Annotated in this window: 2 tRNA genes and 3 rRNA genes; all 5 read right to left on the bottom strand. The window is 47.3% G+C overall.

Annotated features, from left to right (window positions below):
* Positions 1-44: 44 nt before the first annotated feature.
* Positions 45-152: ribosomal RNA gene (rrf, locus tag BUC06_RS23100) — 5S ribosomal RNA — on the bottom strand.
* Between the two features lie 157 nt (positions 153-309).
* Positions 310-3,071, bottom strand: a 23S ribosomal RNA gene (locus BUC06_RS23105).
* Positions 3,072-3,229: 158 nt separating this feature from the next.
* Positions 3,230-3,303, bottom strand: a tRNA-Ala gene (locus BUC06_RS23110).
* A gap of 86 nt (positions 3,304-3,389) precedes the next feature.
* Positions 3,390-3,463: transfer RNA gene (locus BUC06_RS23115), tRNA-Ile, on the bottom strand.
* Between the two features lie 217 nt (positions 3,464-3,680).
* Positions 3,681-5,197: ribosomal RNA gene (locus BUC06_RS23120) — 16S ribosomal RNA — on the bottom strand.
* Together the 16S, 23S and 5S rRNA genes with 2 tRNA genes alongside form the textbook arrangement of a ribosomal RNA operon.
* Between the last annotated feature and the right edge of the window lie 124 nt (positions 5,198-5,321).

Below are 5,321 nucleotides of genomic sequence, written 5' to 3' on the forward strand. Positions count from 1 at the left end.
AAAAAAAGTCTCATACAAATAAATGTATGAGACTTTTAAATAAAAACTGGCGGCGGCCTACTCTCCCGCTTTCGCAGTACCATCGGCGCTGGTGGGCTTAACTTCTGTGTTCGGAATGGGAACAGGTGAGCCCCACCGCTAAAACCACCCTAAAGGCTTTATATAAGACGTGAGATTTGTAGACCTGAGACTCGAGACTTTATGTCTCTTATCTACTATCTTTATATCTCTTGTCTGGTTTATCGATAAAAACACTCACAAAGACAAAACCTTTACTGCGCATATAAAACTTGTTATACAGTAACCATAGGCTATAAATCTACGGGTAATTAGTACTACTCGGCTATGACATTACTGCCTTTACACCTATAGCCTATCAACGTCGTCATCTCCAACGACCCTTAAAAGATGTCTCATCTTGAGGCGAGTTTCGCACTTATATGCTTTCAGTGCTTATCTCTTCCAAACGTAGCTACTCAGCGGTGCTCCTGGCGGAACAACTGATACACCAGAGGTTTGTTCAATTCGGTCCTCTCGTACTAGAATCAAGCCCTCTCAAACATCTAACGCCCGCAATAGATAGAGACCGAACTGTCTCACGACGTTCTGAACCCAGCTCGCGTGCCACTTTAATGGGCGAACAGCCCAACCCTTGGGACCTTCTCCAGCCCCAGGATGTGACGAGCCGACATCGAGGTGCCGAACCTCCCCGTCGATGTGAGCTCTTGGGGGAGACTAGCCTGTTATCCCCGGAGTACCTTTTATCCTATGAGCGATGGCCCTTCCATACGGAACCACCGGATCACTATGTCCTGCTTTCGCACCTGATCGACTTGTTGGTCTCACAGTCAAGCACCCTTATGCCATTACACTCTACGCACGGTTACCAAGCGTGCTGAGGGTACCTTTGAAAGCCTCCGTTACTCTTTTGGAGGCGACCACCCCAGTCAAACTACCCACCACGCAATGTCCTTCTAAAAGAAGTTAGGCTCCAAGTAAGTAAAGGGTGGTATTTCAACGTTGGCTCCACGAACACTAGCGTGCCCGCTTCAAAGCCTCCCACCTATCCTACACATTACTTACTCAAAGTCAATACGAAGTTATAGTAAAGGTTCACAGGGTCTTTTCGTCCCATTGCGGGTACTCGGCATCTTCACCGAGACTACAATTTCACAGAGCTCATGGTTGAGACAGTGCCCAGATCGTTACACCATTCGTGCAGGTCGGAACTTACCCGACAAGGAATTTCGCTACCTTAGGACCGTTATAGTTACGGCCGCCGTTTACTGGGGCTTCAGTCAAACGCTTCGCTTACGCTAACGCCCTTCCTTAACCTTCCAGCACCGGGCAGGTGTCAGACCCTATACTGCATCTTTCGATTTTGCAGAGTCCTGTGTTTTTGATAAACAGTCGCCTGGGCCTTTTTACTGCGGCCACCATTGCTGATGGCGTCTCTTCTCCCGAAGTTACGAGACTATTTTGCCTAGTTCCTTAACCATGATTCACTCTAGCACCTTAGGATTCTCTCCTCGACTACCTGTGTCGGTTTTGGTACGGGTTGCTTCACTTCGGCTTTTCTTGGAAGCACTTTCCCTACAACAACTTCGCCCGAAGGCTAGGTCTTGACTATTCCGTCAGTCTCCAGTAAGTACGGCACTCCGTCCCCTTTTTAGTGTGAGCAAGTATGGGAATATTAACCCATTGTCCATCCACTACCCCTTTCGGGTTCGCGTTAGGTCCCGACTAACCCTCAGCTGATTAGCATGGCTGAGGAAACCTTAGTCTTTCGGTGAGCGGGTTTCTCGCCCGCTTTATCGTTACTTATGCCTACATTTTCTTTTCTGTACGCTCCACAATACCTCACGATACTGCTTCGGTGCAAACAGAATGCTCTCCTACCAGATATACCCAAAAGGTATAAATCCATAGCTTCGGTACTCTATTTATGCCCGATTATTATCCATGCCGGACCGCTCGACTAGTGAGCTGTTACGCACTCTTTAAATGAATGGCTGCTTCCAAGCCAACATCCTAGCTGTCAATGCAGTCCAACCGCGTTGCTTCAACTTAATAGAGATTTGGGGACCTTAGCTGTTGGTCTGGGTTCTTTCCCTCTCGGACATGGACCTTAGCACCCATGCCCTCACTGCCGTAGAACATTTATTAGCATTCGGAGTTTGTCAGGAATTGGTAGGCGATGAAACCCCCGCATCCAATCAGTAGCTCTACCTCTAATAAACTTATATACGACGCTGCACCTAAATGCATTTCGGAGAGTACGAGCTATCTCCCAGTTTGATTGGCCTTTCACCCCTACCCACAGGTCATCCGAAGACTTTTCAACGTCAACCGGTTCGGTCCTCCACTCTGTGTTACCAGAGCTTCAACCTGCCCATGGGTAGATCACAAGGTTTCGCGTCTAATCCTGCTAACTAAGCGCCCTATTCAGACTCGCTTTCGCTCCGGCTCCGGACCTGAAGTCCTTAACCTCGCTAGCAAAATTAACTCGTAGGCTCATTATGCAAAAGGCACGCCGTCACCCAACTTGTGGGCTCCGACCGCTTGTAGGCGTACGGTTTCAGGTTCTATTTCACCCTTCTATTCGAAGTGCTTTTCACCTTTCCTTCACAGTACTTGTTCACTATCGGTCTTTCAGGAGTATTTAGCCTTGGAGGATGGTCCCCCCATATTCAGACAGGATTTCACGTGTCCCGCCCTACTCATTTATCATCAAAATATGCCTTTCATATACGGGGCTATCACCCTCTATGGCTGTTCTTTCCAGAACATTCTATTAAACATATAAAGACTTTTGGGCTAATCCGCTTTCGCTCGCCGCTACTTACGGAATCTCTTCGATTTCTTTTCCTCAGGGTACTTAGATGTTTCAGTTCTCCTGGTTTGCTCTCTAATTAATTAGAGTGACATGTCTTCAACATGCCGGGTTGCCCCATTCGGACATCTGCGGATCAATTCGTGTGTGCCAATCCCCGCAGCTTTTCGCAGCTTACCGCGTCCTTCTTCGCCTCTGAAAGCCTAGGCATCCGCCATACGCCCTTAACGATTTCTTTCCTATTTTTGGTTACTCAAGCGCTTATATGCGCTCGGTTTTTTCTTTGTGATATTTTTACCGTTAATGTCAATGATCTTAATGTCTTTTCTTCTGTCTGATGAACGAATATTGTTTTTTGGCTCTATCCGTAACTTTTAAATCAAACTTCCAAAACTGTGGAGAATAAGGGAGTCGAACCCTTGACCTCCTGCGTGCAAGGCAGGCGCTCTAGCCAGCTGAGCTAATTCCCCCTCTAGTAGACTAAGAGATTCAAGATGCTAGATTAAAGATTTACATCTTGGCTCTTGCCTCTTTCATCTTCCCGTCTTATAATTAGTAGTCTCGGGCAGGCTCGAACTGCCGACCTCTACATTATCAGTGTAGCGCTCTAACCAGCTGAGCTACGAGACTGTCTTTTAGACTAACAGTCCTAGATCCTAGATACAAGACTTTTGCATTCGTCTTGGTTCTTGGCTCTCGGCTCTTGTATCTCTATCCCTATACTAATTTCTAGTGGGTTGTGTATTTTTATAATATATAGCAACCAAATAAAAAACTAAAGCTTTACTTTAAGCAGAATCAATGTACATTGCTGTACTAATTTTGTTTAACGTCTTAAGACGCTCTAAAATGAGATGTTCCAGCCGCACCTTCCGGTACGGCTACCTTGTTACGACTTAGCCCTAGTTACCTGTTTTACCCTAGGCAGCTCCTGTTACGGTCACCGACTTCAGGTACCCCAGACTTCCATGGCTTGACGGGCGGTGTGTACAAGGCCCGGGAACGTATTCACCGCGCCATGGCTGATGCGCGATTACTAGCGATTCCAGCTTCATAGAGTCGAGTTGCAGACTCCAATCCGAACTGAGACCAGCTTTCGAGATTTGCATCACATCGCTGTGTAGCTGCCCTCTGTACTGGCCATTGTATTACGTGTGTGGCCCAAGGCGTAAGGGCCGTGATGATTTGACGTCATCCCCACCTTCCTCTCTACTTGCGTAGGCAGTCTCACTAGAGTCCCCAACTGAATGATGGCAACTAGTGACAGGGGTTGCGCTCGTTGCAGGACTTAACCTAACACCTCACGGCACGAGCTGACGACAACCATGCAGCACCTTGAAAATTGTCCGAAGAAAAGTCTATTTCTAAACCTGTCAATTCCCATTTAAGCCTTGGTAAGGTTCCTCGCGTATCATCGAATTAAACCACATAATCCACCGCTTGTGCGGGCCCCCGTCAATTCCTTTGAGTTTCATTCTTGCGAACGTACTCCCCAGGTGGCTAACTTATCACTTTCGCTTAGTCTCTGAATCCGAAAACCCAAAAACGAGTTAGCATCGTTTACGGCGTGGACTACCAGGGTATCTAATCCTGTTCGCTCCCCACGCTTTCGTCCATCAGCGTCAGTTGTTGCTTAGTAACCTGCCTTCGCAATTGGTGTTCTAAGTAATATCTATGCATTTCACCGCTACACTACTTATTCCAGCTACTTCAACAACACTCAAGACTTGCAGTATCAATGGCAGTTTCACAGTTGAGCTGTGAGATTTCACCACTGACTTACAAATCAGCCTACGGACCCTTTAAACCCAATAAATCCGGATAACGCTTGCACCCTCCGTATTACCGCGGCTGCTGGCACGGAGTTAGCCGGTGCTTATTCGTATAGTACCTTCAGCTACTCTCACGAGAGTAGGTTTATCCCTATACAAAAGAAGTTTACAACCCATAGGGCCGTCGTCCTTCACGCGGGATGGCTGGATCAGGCTCTCACCCATTGTCCAATATTCCTCACTGCTGCCTCCCGTAGGAGTCTGGTCCGTGTCTCAGTACCAGTGTGGGGGATCACCCTCTCAGGCCCCCTAAGGATCGTTGACTTGGTAGGCCGTTACCCTACCAACTATCTAATCCTGCGCGTGCCCATCTTTATCCACCGTAGTTTTCAATATCAAATGATGCCATATGATATATTATGGGGTATTAATCTTCCTTTCGAAAGGCTATCCCCCTGATAAAGGCAGGTTGCACACGTGTTCCGCACCCGTGCGCCGCTCTCAGTTTCCCGAAGGAAACCTACCGCTCGGCTTGCATGTGTTAGGCCTCCCGCTAGCGTTCATCCTGAGCCAGGATCAAACTCTCCATTGTATGTTTTTCCTGACCCACTCAAAGTTTTTTTACGCTTTAGTTTTTTTCTTACTTGGTTGTATATTGTATGTCAATGATCTTTTTTCTTTCCGCAAAACATAGAGAAGCTTTTCTGTCGTTCTGT

This window comes from Chryseobacterium carnipullorum, from assembly GCF_900142785.1.
Taxonomy (GTDB): Bacteria; Bacteroidota; Bacteroidia; order Flavobacteriales; family Weeksellaceae; genus Chryseobacterium; species Chryseobacterium carnipullorum.